Annotated in this window: 2 protein-coding genes; one reads left to right on the forward strand and one right to left on the reverse strand. The window is 61.9% G+C overall.

Annotated features, from left to right (window positions below):
• Positions 1-280, forward strand: a 280-nt coding sequence (locus A985_RS27640; protein WP_017234472.1) for a TPM domain-containing protein, incomplete at its 5' end; no start/stop codon positions are given.
• A gap of 19 nt (positions 281-299) precedes the next feature.
• On the opposite strand, the gene A985_RS25855 is transcribed toward A985_RS27640, so the two are convergent.
• Positions 300-1,482 (reverse strand): heavy metal sensor histidine kinase (locus tag A985_RS25855; protein WP_017234473.1); only part of this gene is annotated, 1,183 nt, incomplete at its 5' end.

Genomic DNA, 1,482 nt, shown 5'->3' on the forward strand with positions numbered 1-1,482 from the left:
GCAACGCCTATGGGATACCGAACACAACAATGGCGTTCTGATTTACCTGCTACTGGCAGACCGCAGCGTCGAGATCGTGGCAGATCGCGGCATCCATCAAAAAGTCGGGGCGAGAGAGTGGAACGCCGTGTGCCGGCAGATGGAAGCCGCTTTTCGGAAAGGCGAATACGAAGCCGGGGTCATCGCCGGCGTCGAGTCCATTGGTCAGCATCTGCGGCAGTACTTCCCGGCACGGGACGTCGGCACGAACGAGCTGAGCGACAAGCCGGTGGTGTTGTAACGGGGGCGAGGGAGCGGCGTTATGCGCTCGGTTGACGCGGAAATAGCAAGCTGAAGGTGGTTTTGCCCTCCGCGCTCACGACCTCGACCTTGCCGCGGGGAAGTGCCACGATGGATTTGACGATCGCCAGGCCGAGCCCCGTGTTTTTCGCGGATCCGTGGCGAGACGGATCGACGCGATAGAAGCGCTCGAAGATTTTCTCGATATGCTCGGGGGCAATACACTCCCCGTGGTTCGTCACGCTGACGACGGTCTGGCGCGTGGATTCACGTGCACAAAGCGTAATCGCAGTGCCGGCAGCGGCATGCGTCAGTGCGTTTGACACAAGGTTGCTCACGGCACGGCGAAACATGCCCGCGTCCGCCCAGATGCGGGCGTCTGCCTCGACTGCGATGTCCACGCCAGCCTCCTCCGCCAACCCCTGAAAGTAAGACGCGAGCCTGCGCAGTTCGCTTTGCGCATCGAGCATACCGAGCGCCAAGTGCTGTGTGGCATTGTCGGTGCGAGCGAGGAACAGCATATTCTCGGTCATGCGTTGGAGCCGCTCGCATTCTTCGATGTTGGAGTCGATCAGCGCCTCGTATTCTTCGATCGTGCGCGTGCGCGATAACGTGATTTGCGACGAGCTGATGACGTTGGCAAGTGGCGTGCGCATGTCGTGCGCGAGATCGGACGAGAATTGCGAAAGTCTCACAAACGCGCGCTCCAGCCGGTCCAGCATCCGATTGACAGAAAGTGCGATGTCCTGAAGTTCCAGCGGTGCGCCCCGAATGTCGAGTCGCTCGCCGAGGTTATGCGCTTCGATGCGAGAGGTCTGGCGACCGATGCTCCTGATCGGCCGGAACCCGCGTCTGGTCACGGCATACCCCAGTATGCCGACCAGCACCGCCCCGGCGGCCATCGCGAGAAGTACGTCGATGCGGTATCTGTCGAGGAGCGATCGGCGATCAGATGCAGTGCGCACGAGCGAGACACGAACCGTGTCGCCCCCCGGCAACACCTCCTGCCCGGAGATACATCGCGACAGGCCGATCCCCGCGGGCTCGCACGTATAGGCCACGCCAAACGCGCGGTGCGACGTCGCAACCGGCAACAGGTCCACCGCGTCCGCGTCTGAGTGTTCCACCAGCGGCGTGTTCTTCTCGTCAAAGATGCCGAGATAAACCCCGGGGTGAGACAGCAGCACCTCGTGGAAGAGCGTG

Origin of the sequence: Pandoraea sp. B-6 (assembly GCF_000282835.1) — a bacterium.
Lineage (GTDB): Bacteria > Pseudomonadota > Gammaproteobacteria > Burkholderiales > Burkholderiaceae > Pandoraea > Pandoraea cepalis.